We start from the raw sequence: 20,634 nt of genomic DNA, 5'->3' as shown, positions 1-20,634 counted from the left end.
AGGAGAATCGCCATGTCCCTGCGCGCTCAATTGTTCGAGAAAGCCGGTGAAGCCGTGCCCGACCGCGTGAACGACCGTGTACCAGAACGTGCCGGCGAGCGCGCCGCGAATGGCGCGGGCGCCACCGCCGCCTACCAGCAGCTCAAGATGGACATCCACGCCGCCATCATCGAACGCGTGGAGCTGGACAAGCTGCAGCGCCTGACACCGGACCAGGTCAAGCGCGAACTGGCCATCCTGGTCGAGCGCATCGTCGACGAGCGCAACATCCCGCTCAACGAGGCCGAACGCCGTCGTCTGGTATCGGACGTGCGCGACGAAATGCTGGGTTATGGCCCGCTGGAGCCGCTGCTGGCCGACCCCACGGTCTCCGACATCCTGGTCAATACGGCCAGCAAGGTCTATGTGGAGCGGCGCGGCAGGCTGGAACTGACCGACGTGACGTTCCAGGACGATGCACACCTGATGAAGGTGATCGACAAGATGGTGTCGCGCGTGGGCCGGCGCGTCGACGAATCGAGCCCGATGGTCGATGCACGCCTGCCCGATGGCTCGCGTATCAACGCGATCATCCCGCCGTCGGCCGTGGATGGGCCGCTGCTGTCGATCCGGCGTTTTGCCGTGAACCCGCTGATGGTCAAGGACCTGGTCGAACTGCAGACGCTGACGCCGCCGATGGCCCAGCTGATCGAGGCCATGGTCAAGGCCAAGCTCAACATCCTGATTTCCGGCGGTACGGGCAGCGGCAAGACCACGATGCTGAACATCCTGTCGGGGTTCATCCCCGAGAACGAGCGCATCGTCACCATCGAGGATGCCGCCGAACTCCAGCTCCGCCAGGACCATGTGCTGCGGCTGGAAACCCGCCCGCCCAATATTGAAAACCGGGGCGAAATCACGCAGCGCTCACTGGTGCGCAACGCGCTGCGGATGCGACCCGACCGCATCATCCTGGGCGAAGTGCGCGGCGCCGAGGCGCTGGACATGCTGCACGCCATGAACACCGGTCACGAAGGATCGCTGGCCACCATCCACGCCAACACCCCGCGCGATGCGCTCACGCGGCTGGAAAACATGGTCAGCATGGCCGGCCTGTCGTTGCCGCCGCGCACCATGCGCCAGCAGATTACCTCTGCCATTACGGTCATCCTGCAGGTATCGCGCCTGACCGACGGCCGGCGCAAGCTGATGAGCATCCAGGAAGTAACCGGCATGGAAAGCGACGTGGTCAACATGCAGGAGATCTTCACGTTCAAGCGCACCGGCGTGGATGCCGAAGGCCGCGTAAAGGGCTACTTCTGCGCGACCGGCGTGAGGCCGCAGTTTTCTGACCGGCTGCAGGCGTTCGGCCTGTCGGTGCCCGAACGGCTCTACGAGCCGTCGGTGCGGTTCGACGTCTAGCACGGCACGGCAACGCGGAGACTTATCATGGATCGCACCCTCCTCGCCTTTGGCGCCTGCCTGTTCGTGACCATCGTGATGGGGGCCACGGTGGGCTACCAGTGGTGGCAGCGCAGGCACAGCATGGCGGCTCGCCGCTTCGGCCGGCGCCTGCGAGCCGTGGCATCGACGCCCTGGCAGGATGATGCCGCAGCTTCGATCATGAAGGCGCGCGCGCTGGCCCAGACGCCCTTCATGACCGCGCTGCTGCGCCGCCTGCCACATAGCGATGCCCTGGACCGCATGTTGCGGCAGTCCGGGCTGCACTGGACGGTCTCGGTCTTCGTCACCATGACGCTGCTGCCCCCGGTGGCGCTCTGGATCACAGGGCGCATGCTCGGATTGCCCGCCATCCCGGTCGCCGTGGCGGCGGCAGTGTGGCTCCCGGTGCCAGCGCTCTATGTGCGCCGCGCTCGCCTGCGCCGCATGTTGCGCATCGAGCTGCAGTTGCCGGAAGCCGCCGACATGATCAGCCGCGCGCTGCGGGCCGGGCATTCGTTCTCCAGCGCGCTGGACATGGCGGGCGACGAGCTGCCAGAACCTCTGGGCAGCGAGTTCCGCGTCACGTTCGACGAGATCAACTTCGGTACGTCGATGCACGATGCGCTGGGCGCCCTCGCCGAACGGGTGCCGCTGCCGGACCTGCGCTATTTGGTGATCGCGGTACTGATCCAGCGCGAATCGGGCGGCAACCTGGCCGAGATCCTCGGCAACGTCAGCCAGATCATCCGCGAGCGCATGAAGCTGATGGGACACGTACGCGTCCTGTCGGCCGAGGGGCGGCTCTCGGGAATCATCCTCGCCCTGTTGCCCTTCGGCGTGGCGGGGGCCATGTACCTGGTGAACCCCGAATTCCTGGAGCCGCTGGCCAACGACCCGGTCGGCCCGTGGATCGTCGGCTACGCGCTGGCGCTGATGGCAATGGGCCTGTTGTGGATGCAACGGCTTGTGCGGATTCACGTCTGAGGAGCACATCATGAAAACCGGCCAGATCCTGATTCTCCTGCTGACCTTCGCGCTGACCTTCGGTGCCGCGCTGGCCGTCATGCTGCTGATCCAGCCCAATGGCATGCGCCGGCGCATCACGCAGGCCAACCAGACAACGACCACGGAGGACGCTGCCGCCCCCGACATGCAGGACGAATGGCTGCAGCGCGCCGTGCGCGTGTCGCGCCCGCTGGCCAAGCTGGCGGTGCCGAAGGACGGCTGGGACAACTCCACGCTGCGCACGCGCTTCATGAACGCCGGCTGGCGCAATCCCTCCGCCATTCCGCTCTACTTCTCCGCCAAGACTTTCCTGGCGCTGGTCTTGCCTGCCCTGCTGTTTGTCGCCACGGGCGGCGTCCTGAGCGCCGACAATCCGCGCCTGCTGCCCACGGCCTTGCTGGCGGCAGCCATCATCGGCTTCTACCTGCCCGACGTGATCCTGCGGCGCCGCATCGCGCAGCGCAAGCAGGAAATCTTCGAGTCGTTCCCGGACGCACTGGACCTGATCACGGTCTGCGTCGAAGCCGGTCTGGCGCTTGACGCAGCCCTGCTGAAGGTGGTGGAAGAATTGCGCGCCGGCGGCGGATCGGCGATCTGCGACGAACTGGAATTGCTTGTGCTGGAACTGCGCGCGGGCCTGTCCCGCGAGAAAGCCTTGCGGAACCTGGCGCTGCGTACGGGTGTGGAAGACGTCGACATGCTGTCCAGCATGCTGATCCAGGCCGACCGGTTCGGTACCAGCATCGCGGAATCGCTGCGCGTGCAGGCCGACACGCTGCGCACGCGGCGGCGCCAGCGCGCAGAAGAGCGCGCCGCCAAGATTGCGGTGAAGCTGCTGTTTCCGCTGATCTTCTTCATCTTCCCGTCGCTGATGGTGGTCTTGCTGGGCGCACCAGCCCTGCAGTTCTACCGGTCGCTGATGCCGTTCATGATGGGCCAGGGCGCCTGAGGAGTTCCACCATGCAACGACTTCTCCGACATGTTCCCCAGCGCCAGCGCGGCGCCAGCGCCGTGGAGTTCGCGCTGGTGGCGCCCATCTTCTTCCTGCTGCTGTTCTCGATCGTCGACTTCGGCGCCATGATGTGGGCCAACCTGACGATGCAGCACGCCGTGCGGGAAGGCGCCCGCTATGCGGTGACCGGACAGACCAGCCTCGACCCCAAAGGCAACCGCTATGGCGCGGTACTGGACAAGATCCGCGAAAGCTCGCTGGGCGTCTACGACATGTCCAACGCCAAGGTGGCCACCTGGGTCAACGGCACATCCCAGCCCAGCGGCGGCGCCGGTATGTTCGGCAGCGCCGGCGATATCGTCGTGATCCAGATTACCTGTGACTGGCCGCTGCTGACACCACTGGTGGCGGCGTTCTACAAGTCCACGGGCGGCAAGTACCACTTCAATGTGGCCGCCACCATGCGCAACGAAGCGTTCTAGCCAACCCGACCTTCAGCGAGGACAGCCATGACCGCCAGAATCCATCGCCTTGCTCACGCGCGACGCCGTCCTGTGCGGGCAAGGATGCGGGGCATCGCCGCCATCGAGTTCGGCATCCTGCTGCCAATCTTCGTCTTCCTGACGCTGCCCGTGATCGACTTTGCGCGCGCCATCCAGGCCAATCTGATCCTGATCAATCTGACCCGTGAAGGCGCCAGTCTGGCGTCGCGTACGAGCCAGTTGCCCCAGACGATCATGGATTCACTGGCGCAGACCACACCCCCTCTGAACATGACCCAGCGCGGCATGATCTATATCACCAAGGTCATGGGCAACGCCGAGAACTGCAACAAGAGCGGCACAAATTGCACCGTCCGCAACATCGTGCTGGAGCAGTACCGCTGGACTGACGGCTGGGGCGTTGGCGGTAGTTCGCCGGGCAGCAAAGTCTACGGCTGCGGCAGCTACAGCAGCAGCGACGGATCGTGCAAGAACCTGCCTTCGGCGGGCACCACCTCGCCTACCGCCAATGCAATGACCGGCAAGCTGTCTGACGGCCAGGTCATCTACGTGGTGGAGTCCTGGTACAGCTTCAACATGTTCTTCCAAGGCCTGACGATGGGCGTGCTCAAGATGCCCACACTTGGCCCCAATCTTTACTCGGCCACGATCTTCTGAACTGCGTGAAGGAGACCATCATGCGAACTGGACGAATTCCGACGCGACTGCATGGACACCACGCCCGCCAGCGCGGCCAGATCACGCTGATTGCCGCCGCGCTGATGATCGGACTGGTCGGCGTGGCGGGGCTCGGGATCGACGGGGGCATGGCCTACATGACCAAGGCACGCCTGAACGCCGCGGTGGATTCGGCCGCCGTGGCCGGCGCACGCGCCGTCACCAACGGCACCACGCAAGCCGAGCAGACCGCCGCCGCGCGGCAGGCCGCCACCGACTTCTTTAATGCGAACTTTAAGGCCAACTACCTAAAAGGGTCCGCCGCGCTGAACACGCCCAGTGTCACGTTCGACCAGGGCAAGGTCACGATCGCGGTGTCAGCCACGGCCACCATGCCGCTGACGATGATGAAGGTGCTGGGTTTCAACAACGTCGCCGTGGCCGCCACGTCCACCACGATCCGCAAGGATCTGGACATGATCTTCGTGATCGATTCGTCCGGCTCGATGCAGCCCGTCTGGAGTACCGTACGCAGCAACGCCAACAGCTTCCTAAATCAGTTCAGCCCGTCAACCGACCGCGTGGGGTTGGTGCATTTTTCGTCCGGGGGCGTCACTGACATCCCCATTCGCACCTCGTTGCGCGGGTTCGATCGGCCGACCATGCAGACCACCATCACGAACATGTCCAATGGTGGGAACACGAACTACATGGAAGGGCTTTGGCAGGCGCGCAACCAGTTGAACAACATCCCGCAAACCAACCGCTCAAGCCTGCGCGTGGTTGTCTTCTTCTCCGATGGCAAGCCCAATACGATTGCTGCCGCCTACCAGACCAAGAACAGCACCTGTACCGGCGGCATTACTGCCGCCGGCAACGTGAGCGGCTACTACGCGATCAATCAGCAGAACACCACACTCACCGGCAATTGCAACGACGTGACGGCCAACAATAAGGGGCCGACGCAGATCCCCGCGTACTACACCGCCCACAGCCCGACGGATACCGAGTTCAAGATGGTCGGTAGTTCGCCCATGACTGTCACGTCCAGCGTGAGCGGCAACAACCTCAATAGCAACCTCACCGCCGCCTCATACAACCTGCCGATCGCCATGGCGTCTTCGCTGCGCGACCAGGGCGTCTATATCTTCACGTTGGGCCTGGATGGCAACGGCGGTTTTGACGAGCCCCTGCTGAAACGCATGGCCAACACGCCGGACGCCACGGGCTACAACAAGAACCAGCCCTCCGGCATCTATTGCTACGCCAAGACGATCAACGACTTGCGGCCATGCTTCTCGAAGCTGGCCTCTGAAATCCTGCGCATCTCCCAGTAGCCGCGCAGCAACGATTGCCGACGGGGGACCGTGCGCCCTCTCCGGAATACTTCCGGGGAGGGGTCGCACGGGCGGCAATCATGGGACAATCCGCCGTATCGCGGCCAGCGTCGCCGCCAGCGGGAGTCCCCATGAAGCTGCGCATCCTTAGCGATCTCCACATCGAGCACCACATGCCGGAAGATGTCCCCGGCTGCAGCGCCGATCTGACGATCCTGGCCGGCGACATCGCCAACGGCCGCGACGGCATAGACTGGGCCGCCCGTACGTTCGCGGGCCCCGTGCTTTACATCCCCGGCAATCACGAGTACTACGAAAGCGCGTTCGAGCCCGTGGACCAGCTCATGGCCGATGGCGCTGCCGCATCCGGCCACGTGACGCTGCTCAATGGCTCGGTGGCGGAATTCGCCGATGCCCCCGGCGGCGCGGTGCGCGTGATCGGCACCACGTGGTGGACGGACTACGCGCTGTATGGCGAAAGCCGCATCGATGAAGCCATGGCCGCCTGCGCCAAGGTGATGGTCGACCACCGGCTGATTGCCACCGCCGGCGACGACGGCCAGCCCCGCCCCTACACGCCAGCCGATGCGCTGGCGCGCCACCGCGCAGCCACCGCCTGGCTGGCCGACACGCTGGCGCAGCCGTTCGACGGCAAGACCGTGGTCGTCACCCATCACGGCCCCGACCTCGGCAGCCTCGACGCACGCTATGCCCACGACATCGTCTCCGCCGGCTTCATTTCGCGGCGCCCCGACCTCGTGGCCCAGGCCGATCTCTGGATCCACGGCCACACGCACACCAGCTTCGATTACTGGATCGACGACACCCGCGTGGTCTGCAACCCGCGCGGCTATATCTCGCGCCGCACCGGCGTGCCCGAGAACCCCAGGTTCGACTGGGGCAAGGTGGTGGAAGTGTGAGGCGGCCGATCCGGGGCGATTAGGCCCCGTCATCCGCCGGCCGCACAAACAAAAACCCCCGAGGGCTCGCGCCCTCGGGGGTTTTTTGACAGTCAGGCCGTCTGGCCCGGCAGTCCGGCGTGATTTACATCATGCCGTCCATGCCGCCCATGCCGCCCATGCCGCCCGGCATTGCCGGAGCCGACTCTTCCTTTGCCGTTTCGGCAACGGCGCAGTCGGTCGTCAGCATCAGCGAAGCCACCGAAGCAGCGTTCTGCAGCGCGGTGCGGGTCACCTTGGTCGGGTCCAGCACGCCCATTTCCACCAGGTCGCCGTACTCGCCCGAAGCCGCGTTGTAACCGTAGTTACCCTTGCCTTCGATGACCTTGGCCACCACGACCGAAGCTTCTTCACCAGCGTTCAGCACGATCTGGCGCAGCGGCTCTTCCATGGCGCGCAGCACGATCTTGATGCCGGCGTTCTGGTCGGGATTCTCGCCTTGCAGAGCCGAGATGGCAGCGCGGGCACGCAGCAGGGCCACACCACCGCCGGGGACGATACCTTCTTCCACGGCAGCGCGGGTGGCGTGCAGTGCATCTTCCACGCGGGCCTTCTTTTCCTTCATTTCGACTTCGGTGGCAGCGCCAACCTTGATCACGGCAACACCGCCGGCCAGCTTGGCCACGCGCTCTTGCAGCTTCTCGCGGTCGTAGTCCGAGGTCGCTTCTTCGATCTGGGCGCGGATTTGCTTCACGCGGCCTTCGATCGCAGCTGCGTCACCGGCGCCGTCGATGATGATGGTGTTTTCCTTGCCGATCTCGATGCGCTTGGCTTGGCCCAGGTCTTGCAGCGTAGCCTTTTCCAGCGTCAGGCCGATTTCTTCGGCGATCACCGTGCCGCCCGTCAGGATGGCGATGTCTTCCAGCATGGCCTTGCGACGGTCGCCAAAACCCGGAGCCTTCACGGCGGCGGTCTTCAGGATGCCACGGATGTTGTTCACCACCAGCGTGGCCAGGGCTTCGCCTTCCACGTCTTCGGCGATGATCAGCAGCGGGCGGCCAGCCTTGGCCACTTGTTCCAGCACCGGCAGCAGGTCACGGATGTTCGAGACCTTCTTGTCGAACAGCAGCACGAACGGGCTGTCCAGCTGAACAACCTGCTTTTCCGGGTTGTTGATGAAGTACGGCGACAGGTAACCGCGGTCGAACTGCATGCCTTCCACGACTTCCAGCTCGTCGGCCAGCGACTTGCCGTCTTCAACCGTGATCACACCTTCCTTGCCGACCTTGTCCATGGCTTCGGCAATGCGCTCGCCGATCGAGGCGTCGCTGTTGGCCGAAATCGCGCCAACCTGGGCGATTTCCTTGCTGGTCGTGGTCGGCTTGCTCAGCTTCTTCAGCTCTTCCACGGCCGAACCGACGGCCTTGTCGATGCCGCGCTTCAGGTCCATCGGGTTCATGCCGGCGGCCACGAACTTCATGCCCTCGCGGACGATCGACTGGGCCAGCACGGTAGCGGTGGTGGTACCGTCACCGGCGTTGTCGCTGGTCTTGGAAGCCACTTCCTTGACCATCTGGGCGCCCATGTTCTGCAGCTTGTCCTTCAGCTCGATTTCCTTGGCCACGGACACACCGTCCTTGGTCACGGTCGGGCCGCCGAAGCTGCGCTCCAGCACGACGTTACGACCCTTCGGGCCCAGCGTCACCTTCACTGCGTTGGCGAGAATGTTCACGCCTTCAACCATCTTGGCACGTGCGGCGTCGCCGAACACTACGTCTTTTGCTGCCATGTTCTGAATCTCCGAATCTGGGAAGACCGCCCCGCGCATGGGGCAGAGCGGTCAGGAATCTGGGTATGTCTGGAAGGACGGGCGTCGATTACTTGTTGACGACAGCCATGATGTCTTCTTCGCGCATGACCAGCAGCTCCTGGCCATCCACCTTCACGCCCTGGCCGGCATACTTGCCGAACAGCACGCGGTCGCCCACCTTCACGTCGAGGGCAATGTTGTTGCCCTTGTCATCCTTCTTGCCCGGGCCAATGGCGAGCACTTCGCCTTGATCCGGCTTCTCGGCTGCATTGTCGGGAATCACGATGCCGGACGCGGTCTTGGTTTCATTGTCCAGACGCTTCACGATCACACGGTCGTGCAGAGGACGCAGGTTCATACGGACTCCTAAATACAAAAAGTGAGTTTCAGTTCACAAAATGGCCCGTCATCGAGGTCATCGATACCAATCGGCAACGGCCATCAGGTTTTCGGGTATACCGCAGGGTTGGGCGCCAACTGGCTGTTAGCACTCTCCCCCAGCGAGTGCTAATTATAGGGACGGGGTATTTCGTTTTCAAGACGCGACCTGAATGGGGGTTTTCCCGTACACCGAGGATTTTTCTCTTCGGGGCCGGCCAGATCGCCACTTTCCGGGCGTGCGCCCTGACAATGTCCACGAAAAGTCCCGCTGCGACGTTGGCAGACGGGTTCCCCATCGCGCTCCGCCCTTTCCGAAGTCACCGTCATGTTTCGCCAACCCAATGCGCCGCACCGCGCCCCGCCGGGGTGGGCTGTCCTGTTCGGTCTGTTCCTGGTCGGATTGTTGTCCTGGCAGCACGCCCATGGGGCATGCGGCGCCGAGCCGGCCAATGGTGTGACGGGTGCCAATGGAGCCAACGGCGCCCAGGCCGCCCGACCGCGCATCGGGCTGGTGCTGTCCGGCGGCGGGGCGCGGGGCTACGCCCATATCGGCGTGCTCAAGGCGCTGGAGCAAATGCATGTTCCCGTGGATTGCATCGCCGCGACCAGCATGGGGGCCGTGGTCGGCGGGCTGTATGCGAGCGGCATCGGGGCCGACGAGCTTGAAGCCCGGCTGTCCAGGGTCAACCTCAGCGACATCGTGTTCGACCGCAACGAGCGCGCGCAGCTGCCGCAGACGCTCCGGGAAGACAGCTTCCAGTACCCGATCGGCATCTCGGCGGGGGTGGGCAAGGACGGTGTAAAGCTGCCGATCGGCCTGGTGCAGGGCAACAAGCTGCTGACGCTGCTGCAGGACTGGACGTCGGCATGGCCCGGCGACATCGACTTCAACACCCTGCCGGTGCCCTTCCGCACGATTGCCACCGACCTGGGCACGGGCGCGCCCGTGGTGCTGGACCACGGCTCGCTGCCACGCGCCATCCGCGCCAGCGCGGCCGTGCCGGGCCTGTTCGCGCCGTTCGCGGTGAACGGCCGCACGCTGGTCGATGGCGGGCTGGTCAGCAACCTGCCGGTGCAGATGGCGCGCGACATGGGCGCCGACATCGTGATTGCCGTCAATGTGGCGACCCCGCTCGACGATCCGGCCACGCTCGACTCCCCCGCCGCCGTCACGCAACAGATGGTGACGATCCTGACCAACCAGAACGTGGCGACGCAAAAAGCGCTGCTGGGCCCGCGCGACGTGCTGCTGGAGCCCGATCTGGGCACGCTGTCCTTCACCGATTTCTCGCACGCCGGCGATGGTATCGGGCGCGGCTACGCGGCCACCAGCGCCATTGCGCCTCGGCTGGCCGGGTTGGCCCTGCCGCGAGAGGCGTGGGACCAGTACGTGGCGTCGCGTGCCACCCATGTGGCCACCGTGGAACCGCGCCGCGTCGACGCGATCGAAGTGCACACCTCGGGCCGCATCCCGGCGGCGTACGTGCGAAGGTACCTGCGCGTGCGCGAGGGCGACCGCTATGACACGGCCGCCGTCAACCACGACCTCACGCAGTTGTCGACCAGCGGCGATTTCGAGAGCGTGACGCAGGAACTGGTGACCGAAAACGGCCGCTCGGTGCTCAAGGTCGACGCGCAGGAAAAGTCGTGGGGTCCGCAGTTCCTGCTTTTCGGCTTCGGCCTGTCCACCACGTTCGACGGCAAGGGCGCGTTCAACCTGCAGCTGGGCCACCGCTACCCGTGGCTGACGCAAGGCGGGCTCGAATGGCGCAATGACATCGTGCTGGGCAGCAACCAGGCGAAATGGCACACCGAACTGCGCCAGCCGGTGTTCGACCGCCTGGGCTTCTATATCGCGCCCTACCTGGAATACGCGCGCAAGCACGTGGACATCTATCCGGACAACGGCGACAAGCGCAATGCCACCCCGCTGACGGCCGTGCGCGTGGACACCGCCCAGGCAGGTATCGACTTCGGCCTGCCCATCGGCCGCCTGGGCGAGTTCCGCGTTGGCGCTAACTACCAGCAGGTGCGCTACGACTCCGACTACCTGCTGGCCGGCGCGCCCAACGGCCGGTTCAGCGCCCGGGTGCGCCAGCCGGTGGTGCGCGCCCAGCTGACCATCGACCAGCTCGACGATCCGCTCTTCCCGCGCAAGGGCTATTACCTGTACGCGGTGAACCAGCTGTCGTTCGGCGGCGCCGACAACACCTTCGACGACGTACACGCCAAGGCGCTGTGGGCCGGCAGCTACGGGCGTCACACGCTGAACCTGGCCGCCGAAGGCGCCATGACCTACAACGACCACCGGTCGAGCAACAGTGTCAGCGGCGGCCTGGGCTTCACACTGGGCGGATTCCAGCGGCTGTCCGCCTATGCTCCCGACCAGTTCTCGGGCAACTACCTGCTGTATGGCCGCCTGACCTACCTGAACGAACTGCGCGAATTCACGCTGCCGGGGCTGCGGACCACGGTCTTCGGCACCAGCCTCGAAATGGGCGATGTCTGGCTCAGACGGCGCAACTTCGGCAGCGGCCCGTACAAGTCCAGCGCGAGTGCGTTCATCGGGGGAAACAGCGTGATCGGGCCGCTCTACTTCGGCTTCGCGGCGGCCCCGGCGGGCGTCTGGAATATCTACCTGCAGCTGGGCCGCGTGTTCTGACCGGCCCGTTCCGACGAGCGCCGGCCGGCGGGCTCAGACCGCCTGACCGGCCAGTACCGAGGGGCTGGCCACGGCCATCGCCGAGCGGTATTCCACGGCGGCGATGCGCCCATTGCGCAGTTGCAGCATCTGGGTGCCATGGCCTTGCATCGGCGTACCGTCGAACTGATAGGACACGGCGATATCCACCTCCACGGTCTGCCCGTCGATGCGGGGCGGGCCTGCCACGTCGATGCGGATCGTGTCGCCGGCCAGTTGCGCTAGGCGCTGGAACAGGCCGATGACGGCATCGCGGTCGCCATACTCGCCCGCCAGCGGGTGGTCGCCCACATGCCGCCAGACGATGGCCGGATCGAGCTGCGGATAGATCGCCTCGAAATGGCGCGTGGTTAGCGCGGCCAGGTAATCCTGCACCAGCGCCTGCACGGCCTCGACGGCCATCGGCGCCTCCACGGCGCGGCGTGTCCGCACGCGCCCGGCAGCGGCATCGAGCCCCAGGAATTCGGCCACACTGGCCATCACCTGCTCGCGGTCGTTGTCCACGCAGATCATGTGGTAGCTGTTCTCGACCACCACGCCCCGCGCCTGCGGCACGTTCGCCAGCAGGAAGTCGGCCGACCGCACCGATGTCAGCTCGTCCTCGCGCGCATGCACCACCAGCGTCGGGCAGACCACGCGCCGCGCGCCATCGAGCACCCAGCGCCGCAGGCGGTCCACCTGGCGGATGCAGCTCAGCGGCACCCAGCGATAGTGAAAGTTGTCGCCGCGCTCGAACTTGGCCTTGACGATGGCGCGCACCAGATCGTTCTTAATGCCGAACGGCTCGTTTTCCTCCACCTTGATGCGGCCCGGCAGCACCGGCAGGTGGTAGACCACGTGCCGCAGCCAGCGGTACGGCGGGGTCGACCAGCCGTCGATGTAGACCGGCGCGGATAGCGCCACGAGCTTGCCCTTGCCGTGCTGGCGCCGCTCGGCCAGCGCCACCGCCAGCAGCGCGCCCATGCACATGCCGATCACGTGGAAGGTGTCGTATTGGTCCACCAGCGTGTCGTAGGCCTGCGTGACCGTCTCGACCCACTGTTCGGCCCGCACGTGCAGCAGGTCTTCGGGCGTACCGCCGTGGCCCGGCAGCGTCACGGCGTGGGTTTCCACACCGCCGCGCCGCAGCACCTTGTGCATCGGCCCGAGGTCGTACTGGGTGCCACCCAGGCCGTGGATCAGCAAGGCCCCGACGCGCGGCGCCTGTTCGGTCGTCATGCCGCGCGCCGCCCCTCGGTGTCGTGGCTGGCCACGATGCGCCAGGCCCCGGCGATCAGCGCCACGGAGTCGTCACCGTCCAGAAGCGGGCCGCTCATGTCGACCACCGTGGTGGTGGCGCCCAGCGGCAGCAACAGCCGGAAGGTCAGATCGCCACGCGCCTCGCCATCGCTTTCGCGCAGCCAGCGCCGGCGCACTTCGGCGCGGTCGTCGGGATGCACGCAGGCCAGCACGTCGTCCAGCGTGGCGAAAGCCGACTCGACCACGCCAAACGCCTGTTCGACACTACCGCTCCAGCGCAACCGGCCGCTATGCGGGTCGAGGTTGTACACCAGTTGCCCGCTGGCGGCCAGCGCCAGCTCCACGTCGTTCTGCCGGCTCGCCGCCGCCTCGTGCAACTGCTCCCGGGACGTCCGCAGCGTGCTGATCAGCAGCGTGAGCACGGCGGCCACGGCCAGGTAGAGCTGGGCCACCAGCAGCGAATTGCCGTGGTAGACCGCAGTGTCGGCGAACGGGCCGTCGCCCTGGGCGGTGTTGAGCAGCACCAGCGCCGACAGCAGCGCCACGGCCACCGACCCGCCCCGGCCGCCCAGCAGCAAGGCACCGATCGCCACGAAGAACAGCGGGATATAGGTCAGCGCGTAGGCCACGTCCAGCGACAGCTGCACGATGCGTCTACCGTCGAACACAGCCGCAGTGGTGACCAGCACGGCCAGCAGTGCGGCGATGCCGGCCAGGAATTCGCCCCGGCGCCGGCCGCCGGAACGGGCCGCGCTGAACCTAGCCCAGCCCGCAAACACTGGCGTGACGATCAGCACACCCACAAAATCGGCGGCGGCCCAGACCTTGGCGGTAGCCCAGAACGGCACGTCCAGGAACAGCCAGAACCAGCCCGCCCCGAACACCGCGCCGCCCACGCTGCTGACCAGGGCGGCCACCAGCAGGCCGCGCAGGAAGGCCAGCCCTTCCAGCGAGAACCGCATCATGTGGACCAGCGCCACGGCAAGCGCCGCGAAGCCGATTTCGTCCAGCGAGAACAGCAGCATGCGGAAGGCGTCGCGCCCTTCCACCACGCCCAGCAGCATCTGCGCGGCCAGGAATGCCAGCCCCAGCGCCACCCAGCGGCGGGCCGGCGCCAGCATGAAGGCGGCCACGGTCACGCCGGCCGGCAGCCAGATATAGCCTGTGGCCGAAAACGGCCCGTTGATCTTGTGGGACGCGTAGCCGAAGACGAAATACAGGATCGCCCACAGCGGTAGCGTAACGATCCGGTTCGAGAATTTCACAGTGGATTCCTGATGCAAGGCGCAACCCGGCAAAGGCGGTCGCCCTGAATGAACGGAGAACCACGCCGGCCAGTTGACCGGCGCCCTCAAAAAAGCGCCTGAAACAGCACTGTCAGTTCATACCGCTGCGATCGACGAATTCCAGCGCCTCGCGCACCGCGCGGCGGGCCTTGAGCGTGTAGCAGACCTGGTGGTCGCGGATGACCAGCGCCAGTACCTCGGCTTGGACCATCTCCTGGAAATGGTAGGCGGCGCGGCGCAGCGTCACGCCGGACACCTCGGCCAGCGCAATGGCAGGCAGGCAATTTTCGCCGGCCTCCAGCAATGCACGGCAGATGGCCGCGCGGGCCGGCACCGTCAGCAATGCGAGGGTCAGGGTGCTTTCCTGGGTTTCCATGGTGGTCTGCCTGAGAGAAGTTGGCCGCAAGCCCGATGATGCACGACTGCGCTGGCATCGTACGCTGAAATAAACAGTAATACGCCCGTCGTATCCCCGCATGTCGCCGGTAAGGTGGGCGTCCTATCCTTGTCGAGTCAAGCGATGGATGTCGAACCCATGTCCGCAATTGTCCCGCCCCGCCGCCGGCCGCTGGTCGTGGCGCTGGCCATCGTCATCGTGCTGCTGGCCGGCTGGGGCCTGTACCGGCTCCTGCGGCCACGCCCCGTCACGCCGCCCGTGCCGCCGGTAGTGGTCAGCACGGCCACGGCGCGTACCCAGGAGGTCGACATCGGGCTGACCGGCGTGGGCACCGTGCAGGCCATGGCCACAGTGACGGTCAAGGCACGTGTGGACGGACAGCTCGACAGCGTCGGCTTCGCGGAGGGCCAGGATGTGAAGGCCGGGCAGGTGCTGGCGCGCATCGACCCGCGCACGTTCCAGGCCACGCTGCAGCAGGCCCAGGCCACCAAGACCCGTGACGAGGCCCTGCTGGCCAACGCCCGGCTGGACCTGCAGCGCTTCGAGGACCTGATCCGCACCGACTCCACCACCCGGCAGACCCTGGACACCCAGCGCGCGCTGGTCAACCAGCTGGCGGCCACGGTCAGGACCGACGAGGCGCAGATCGCGCTGGCCCGCGTGCAGCTCGACTTCACCACGATCACCGCGCCGCTGTCCGGCCGTGTGGGGGCACGGCTGGTGGACCCCGGCAACATCATCCACGCCACCGACACCACGGGTCTGGTGGTGATCCGCCAGATCGACCCCATCGACGTGGTCTTCACGCTGCCCGACGATGCCTTCGGCCCCATCCAGCGCGCCATGGCCGCCAACGCCGCGCCGCTGGCCGTATTTGCCAACGAGCGCGGCACCGACATCGCGCTGGGCCAGGGCAAGCTGATCCTGCTGAACAACACCATCGACACCACCAGCGGCACCATCCAGCTCAAGGCCCGCTTTCCGAACCCGCGCCAGGCGCTGTGGCCCGGGCAGTACGTCAACGCCCGCCTGGTGCTGGGCCAGCACGACAACGCTGTGGTCATCCCCGCCTCGGCGATCCAGCGCAACGAGGCCGGCACCTATGTCTATGCGGTGCAGGCCGACCAGTCCGTGAAGCTGCAGCCGGTGCAGGTGGCCGAACTGCAGGGCCCCCGTGCCGTGATCGCCAGCGGCGTCAACGCCGGCGACCGCGTGGTGGCCGACGGCCAGTACAAGCTCAAGCCCGGCGCGCGGATTGCCGAGGCGCCGTCGCCAGCCGGGCAGCGTGCCCCCCCGGGCACCCCCGCCAGCGCGCCGGCCGTGGCCGCCAATATGCCGACCAACGCCCCGCCCAGCGCGCGCCCATGAGCGTATCGGCAAACTTCATCAAGCGGCCGATCGGCACTTCGCTGCTGGCACTCGCGCTGTTCATGGTCGGCCTGGCCGCGTGGCCGCTGCTGCCGATCGCGCCGTTGCCGCAGGTGGATTTCCCGACCATCCAGGTCACCGTCAACCTGCCCGGCGCCAACCCAGAGACGATGGCCTCGAACGTGGCGCAGCCGCTGGAGCGGCAGTTTTCGCTGATCGCCGGGCTGTCGCAGATGACGTCCACCAGCGCCCAGGGCACCACGCAGATCACGCTGCAGTTCGACCTGAACCGCAGCATCGACGCCGCCGCAGTGGACGTGCAGGCCGCCATCAACGCCGCCGGCGGCCAGCTGCCGACCAACCTGCCCAGCCCGCCATCGTTCCGCAAGATCAATCCGGCCGATTCGCCCATCCTGGTGCTGGCGGTGCAGTCCGACGCGCTGCCGCTCACCACCGTGAACGACTTCGCCGACAACATCCTGGCCCAGCAGATCTCGCAGATCGAGGGCGTGGGGCTGGTCAATATCGGCGGCCAGCAGAAGCCCGCCGTGCGGATCCAGGTAGACCCGGGCAGGCTGGCCGCGATGGGCATGAGCCTGGAGGACATCCGCGGCGTGGTGGCCACCAGCACGGTCAACCAGCCCACGGGCGCCACCGACGGCACCACCAAGGCCTTCAACGTCTACACCAACGACCAGATCACGAAGGCCAGCGCCTGGAACGACATCGTGCTGGCCTACCGCAACGGTGCGCCGGTACGGGTGCGCGACATCGGCCAGGCCGTGGACGGCCCCGAGAACGCGAAGCTGGCCGGCTGGGCCTTTGCGGGTGCCGCCGCACCCGCCGACAACACCTTCCACAACGGGCGCGGCATCATCCTGGCCGTGACCAAGCAGCCCGGCGCCAATGTGATCGCCACGGTGGACCGCATCAAGGCCGCCCTGCCCCGCCTGCAGCTGTCGATCCCGGCCTCGGTCAGCGTCAACGTGCTGGCCGACCGCACGCAGAACATCCGCGCGTCAGAGGCCGATGTCGAATTCACGCTGGTGCTGACCATCGTGTTGGTGGTGGGCATCATCTTCGTGTTCCTGCGCAACGTGCCGGCCACGCTGATTCCCAGCGTGACGGTGCCGCTGGCGCTGCTGGGCACGGCCGGCGGCATGTACCTGCTGGGCTACAGCCGCGACAACCTGTCGCTGATGGCGCTGACTATCGCCGTGGGCTTTGTGGTCGACGACGCCATCGTGATGCTGGAGAACATCTACCGGCACGTGGAAGCGGGCATGTCGCCGATGGACGCCGCGCTGCAGGGTGCCGGCGAGATCGCGTTCACCATCGTGTCGATCTCGGTGTCGCTGGTGGCAGTCTTTATCCCGCTGCTGCTGATGGGCGGCATCGTGGGCCGGCTGTTCCGCGAGTTCGCGGTGACGGTCACGCTGACCATTGCCGTGTCGGTGATGGTGTCGCTGACGCTGACGCCGATGCTGTGCTCGCGCTTTCTCAAGCCGCACGATCCGGCACACGGCGAGCAGCACGGCCGGCTCTACCAGCTGTTCGAGCGCGGCTTCGACGCGATGCTGGGTGCCTACCGGCGCGGGCTCGACCACGTACTCGACCACCAGTTCCTGACGCTCTGCGTATTCCTGCTGACCGTGGCCACCACCGTGGTGCTGTTCGTCATCATCCCCAAGGGCTTCTTTCCGCAGCAGGACACCGGCTTCCTGTTCGGCACCGCCGAATCCGCGCAGGACGCATCGTTCAAGTCGATGAACGCCCGCATGGTGGCGCTGGCCGACATCGTGCGCAGCGACCCCGACGTGGCCGCCGTAGGCATGACCGGCGGCCAGAACACGGTCAACACCGGCAACTTCTTCATCAGCCTGCGCCCCAAGGAAGACGGCCGCACCGCGTCGGCCGACCAGGTCATCGCGCGCCTGCGCCCGAAGCTGCAGCAGGTGCGGGGCGCCAACCTGTTCCTGCAGGCCGGGCAGGACATCAACGTGGGCGGCCGGCTGTCGCGCACGCAGTACCAGTTCACGCTGACCGACGCCAACCTGGACGAACTGAACAGCTGGGCGCCGCGCATCGTGGAGCGGTTTCGCCAGCTGCCGCAGCTGAGCGACGTGGCGTCCGACCAGCAGAACGCCGCCGCGGCCGCGGTGCTGACCATCGACCGCGCCCGCGCGTCGAGCTTCGGCATCACGCCCGCGCTGATCGACGCCACGCTCTACGATGCCATCGGCCAGCGCCAGGTGGCCCAGTACTTCACGCAGATCAACAGCTACCACGTGATCCTGGAAGTCACGCCCGCGATGCAGCAGGACCCGCTGCTGTTCGACAAGCTCTACCTGACCTCGCCCATCACGGGCCAGCAGGTGCCGCTGTCGTCGTTCGTGAAGATCGACACCAACCGCACGGCCTACCTGTCGATCGGCCACCAGGGGCAGTTTCCGGCCGTGACGATCTCGTTCAACCTGGCGCAGGGGGCGTCGCTGGGCGAGGCGGTGGAGGCCATCAACAAGGCGCTAAACGGGATGGGCCGCCCGCGCACGCTGACCGGCGCGTTCCAGGGCACGGCGCAGGCCTTCGGCGCGTCACTGGCGTCGCAGCCGTACCTGATCGCGGCGGCGCTGATCGCGGTCTATATCGTGCTGGGCCTGCTCTACGAAAGCTACATCCACCCGCTGACGATCCTGTCCACGCTGCCGTCGGCTGGCGTGGGGGCGCTGGCCGTGCTGATGCTGGGCGGCTACGACTTTACCGTGATCGCGCTGATCGGCATCATCCTGCTGATCGGCATCGTCAAGAAGAACGGCATCATGATGGTCGATTTCGCGTTGGTGGCCGAGCGCGAACGCGGCATGGCACCGCGGGACGCCATCTACGAAGCCTGCCTGCTGCGCTTCCGGCCGATCATGATGACCACGATGTGCGCGCTGCTGGCGGGCCTGCCGCTGATGCTGGGCCACGGCGCGGGCTCCGAGCTGCGCCGTCCGCTGGGCTGGGCGATGGTGGGCGGGCTCGTGGTGTCGCAGATGCTGACGCTGTTCAGCACGCCCGTGGTCTACCTGTATCTGGATCGCGCGCATCACTGGTACGTGCGGCGCCGCGCAGCACGCACGGGCCAGCCGCCCGCACATGCCGACACGCGCACCACCGAGTACGATGACGCCTGAGCGCCGCCTCCCCGACCCGTCCTCCCCGTCACGACACCACTACGCCACTACGCCACGCCGATCGTGCCGCTCATGCTCTCGTGGCCCGAGCCGCAGAAAATGTCGCACAGGAAAGTGTAGGTGCCGCGCTTCTTCGGCGCGGTCAGCCTCACCTCCACCGCCTTGCCTGGCGGCAGGTCGGCACGGACAGCGAAGTCCGGCGCCGAGAAGCCCATGATGACGTCCTCGGCGGTGATCGCCAGCACCACGGTCTCGCCGGGCTTGAGTGTCAGCTTGTCGGGGATGAACACGAAGCGCCGGGCGCGCATCGGAATCACGCGCGGCGCGGCGGCCCCGCCCATCACGGGCACGACGGCGGCGGCCAGCATCAGGCCCGTCATCTGTGCCAGCATTCGGCGCCGGCCCGCAGCGGCAGGGCGATCGGTCGGGTCGTTCGTCATCATGCCCTCCCCACCACTGGCTGCTCGGCCAGCTGGAACGCTTCCTTGCCCGGCGATCCGGTGGCGTTCACCTCGCGCCAGCCAAGGCCCTGGTACGGATGCGCGGCGTCCCACGGTATTGGCAGGCGGCGCGGCTGCGACCCGGCCACGGGTAGCGGAAACATCAGCGAGCGCGCGGCGTGGTGCGCGATATGCCCGGTCATGCGGTGGTGTTCCTGATGGATATGCCCGTAGAACACTGTCACGTTCTGGTACGGCATCAGCTGGTCGATCACCTTGGCACCGTCGCGCGTGGCCCAGTCCCATTGCGGATAGAGATCGAACAGCGGCCGGTGCGTGAAGACCACGATGCGTGCGTCGCGCGGCTGCTTCGCCAGGTCGCTGGCCAGCCAGGCGAGCTGGGCTTCGCCCACCTGACCCGCCGGGTCCGACACATTGTCCAGCACGATCGCGTGCAGGCCCTTGTGATCGAACGTGTAGTGCGTGGGCCCGAACAGCTCCTGGTAAGCCGCGCCGTTGTCCAGGCTGGCATCGTGCTCGCCCGGCATCAGGTGGACGGTGCCGGCGCGCAGCGGGGCGATGATGTCGCGGAATTCGCGCATGCGGCGGCGGCGCTCGGCCGGATCGTCGGTCGTGTGGGTCAGATCGCCCGTGAACATCACAAAATCGGGCGGTTTCGGCAGTGCGTTGACCGCCGCCACGGCCTTGGGCAGCGTGCCGCGCGCGTCGGGGTTGGGTGGCCCCTCGAACCCCCAGTGCGCATCGGACAGCTGGACGAACACAAAATCGTCGTCGCGCCCGGCCGCCCAGCCCGGCAGGGCCGATGCGAACACGGCGCCCCCGGCGGCACCCGCCAGGCGCAGGATGTCGCGCCGGCTCCAGTTTCCATTCATGACCGTCTCCGTTGGGTGGATGGTGACTGTCATACCGGGGCGGCACGGTGTTTATTCCCTGCGGGTCTTCCCCGTTGGCGCGCGTGGCCGGCGGGAATAGAATCGGCCCAGCGCCGGTAATACACGGGAGACGCCCCATGACGCAGTGCCCTGCCGATCCGCCCCTGA

The 20,634-nt window shown here is 66.5% G+C and carries 17 protein-coding genes; 10 read left to right on the top strand and 7 right to left on the bottom strand.

Annotation, left to right across the window (positions count from 1 at the left end; translation table 11 throughout):
• Positions 1-12 precede the first annotated feature (12 nt).
• The 7 genes from CYJ10_RS04235 (at position 13) to CYJ10_RS04205 (ending at position 6,796) form a co-directional block, all read left to right on the top strand.
• Positions 13-1,401, top strand: a complete 1,389-nt coding sequence (locus CYJ10_RS04235) for a CpaF family protein (protein ID WP_101680272.1) — start codon at positions 13-15, stop codon at positions 1,399-1,401.
• Between the two features lie 27 nt (positions 1,402-1,428).
• Positions 1,429-2,406: a type II secretion system F family protein gene (locus CYJ10_RS04230; protein ID WP_101680271.1), complete on the top strand. Its 978-nt coding sequence runs from the start codon at positions 1,429-1,431 to the stop codon at positions 2,404-2,406.
• A gap of 10 nt (positions 2,407-2,416) precedes the next feature.
• Complete coding sequence (locus tag CYJ10_RS04225) at positions 2,417-3,376, top strand: type II secretion system F family protein (RefSeq protein ID WP_101680270.1); 960 nt, start codon at positions 2,417-2,419, stop codon at positions 3,374-3,376.
• A gap of 11 nt (positions 3,377-3,387) precedes the next feature.
• On the top strand, positions 3,388-3,861 hold the full coding sequence (locus CYJ10_RS04220; RefSeq protein WP_101680269.1) for a TadE/TadG family type IV pilus assembly protein: 474 nt from the start codon (positions 3,388-3,390) through the stop codon (positions 3,859-3,861).
• A 27-nt stretch (positions 3,862-3,888) separates the two neighbouring features.
• Positions 3,889-4,539 carry a TadE/TadG family type IV pilus assembly protein gene (locus CYJ10_RS04215; protein WP_101680268.1) on the top strand — a complete coding sequence of 217 codons (651 nt, stop codon included), beginning with the start codon at positions 3,889-3,891 and terminating at the stop codon, positions 4,537-4,539.
• A gap of 20 nt (positions 4,540-4,559) precedes the next feature.
• Positions 4,560-5,876: a vWA domain-containing protein gene (locus CYJ10_RS04210; RefSeq protein WP_101680267.1), complete on the top strand. Its 1,317-nt coding sequence runs from the start codon at positions 4,560-4,562 to the stop codon at positions 5,874-5,876.
• 131 nt (positions 5,877-6,007) lie between these two features.
• Positions 6,008-6,796, top strand: coding sequence for a metallophosphoesterase (locus tag CYJ10_RS04205; protein ID WP_101680266.1), 789 nt, complete (start codon positions 6,008-6,010; stop codon positions 6,794-6,796).
• Positions 6,797-6,920: 124 nt separating this feature from the next.
• Here the strand turns inward: CYJ10_RS04205 and groL are convergent, their stop codons facing one another.
• Both groL and groES read right to left on the bottom strand, forming a co-directional pair.
• Positions 6,921-8,564, bottom strand: a complete 1,644-nt coding sequence (gene groL, locus CYJ10_RS04200) for a chaperonin GroEL (RefSeq protein WP_101680265.1) — start codon at positions 8,562-8,564, stop codon at positions 6,921-6,923.
• Between the two features lie 88 nt (positions 8,565-8,652).
• Positions 8,653-8,943 (bottom strand): co-chaperone GroES, encoded by a 291-nt coding sequence (gene groES / locus CYJ10_RS04195; RefSeq protein WP_008644494.1) that lies wholly within the window; start codon positions 8,941-8,943, stop codon positions 8,653-8,655.
• Between the two features lie 348 nt (positions 8,944-9,291).
• Here groES and CYJ10_RS04190 point away from each other — a divergent pair, with 348 nt between their 5' ends.
• Positions 9,292-11,628 (top strand): patatin-like phospholipase family protein, encoded by a 2,337-nt coding sequence (locus CYJ10_RS04190; protein WP_101680264.1) that lies wholly within the window; start codon positions 9,292-9,294, stop codon positions 11,626-11,628.
• A gap of 33 nt (positions 11,629-11,661) precedes the next feature.
• Here CYJ10_RS04190 and CYJ10_RS04185 read toward each other — a convergent pair whose 3' ends face one another.
• The 3 genes from CYJ10_RS04185 to CYJ10_RS04175 all read right to left on the bottom strand — a co-directional run bounded on the left by CYJ10_RS04185 (position 11,662) and on the right by CYJ10_RS04175 (position 14,568).
• A complete protein-coding gene (locus CYJ10_RS04185; protein WP_101680263.1) occupies positions 11,662-12,885 on the bottom strand; it encodes an alpha/beta fold hydrolase in 1,224 nt (407 codons plus the stop codon).
• Positions 12,882-14,171 carry an MASE1 domain-containing protein gene (locus tag CYJ10_RS04180; RefSeq protein WP_101680262.1) on the bottom strand — a complete coding sequence of 430 codons (1,290 nt, stop codon included), beginning with the start codon at positions 14,169-14,171 and terminating at the stop codon, positions 12,882-12,884. The genes CYJ10_RS04185 and CYJ10_RS04180 overlap by 4 nt, the downstream gene beginning before the upstream one ends.
• A gap of 112 nt (positions 14,172-14,283) precedes the next feature.
• Complete coding sequence (locus CYJ10_RS04175; protein WP_101680261.1) at positions 14,284-14,568, bottom strand: transcriptional regulator; 285 nt, start codon at positions 14,566-14,568, stop codon at positions 14,284-14,286.
• 159 nt (positions 14,569-14,727) lie between these two features.
• On the opposite strand from CYJ10_RS04175, the gene CYJ10_RS04170 reads away from it, so the two are divergent.
• The gene (locus CYJ10_RS04170) at positions 14,728-15,957 is read left to right on the top strand and encodes an efflux RND transporter periplasmic adaptor subunit (protein ID WP_101680413.1); all 1,230 of its coding nucleotides are present in this window, start codon (positions 14,728-14,730) and stop codon (positions 15,955-15,957) included.
• Positions 15,954-19,133 carry an efflux RND transporter permease subunit gene (locus CYJ10_RS04165; protein ID WP_101680260.1) on the top strand — a complete coding sequence of 1,060 codons (3,180 nt, stop codon included), beginning with the start codon at positions 15,954-15,956 and terminating at the stop codon, positions 19,131-19,133. The genes CYJ10_RS04170 and CYJ10_RS04165 overlap by 4 nt, the downstream gene beginning before the upstream one ends.
• Before the next feature lie 47 nt (positions 19,134-19,180).
• Here CYJ10_RS04165 and CYJ10_RS04160 read toward each other — a convergent pair whose 3' ends face one another.
• Both CYJ10_RS04160 and CYJ10_RS04155 read right to left on the bottom strand, forming a co-directional pair.
• Complete coding sequence (locus CYJ10_RS04160) at positions 19,181-19,573, bottom strand: cupredoxin domain-containing protein (RefSeq protein ID WP_374703227.1); 393 nt, start codon at positions 19,571-19,573, stop codon at positions 19,181-19,183.
• A complete protein-coding gene (locus CYJ10_RS04155; protein ID WP_101680259.1) occupies positions 19,573-20,466 on the bottom strand; it encodes a metallophosphoesterase family protein in 894 nt (297 codons plus the stop codon). The genes CYJ10_RS04160 and CYJ10_RS04155 overlap by 1 nt, the downstream gene beginning before the upstream one ends.
• Positions 20,467-20,634: the final 168 nt, after the last annotated feature.

Source organism: Cupriavidus pauculus (genome assembly GCF_002858765.1).
Taxonomy (GTDB): domain Bacteria; phylum Pseudomonadota; class Gammaproteobacteria; order Burkholderiales; family Burkholderiaceae; genus Cupriavidus; species Cupriavidus pauculus_B.
This window is presented reverse-complemented; position numbering and strand designations above follow the sequence as displayed.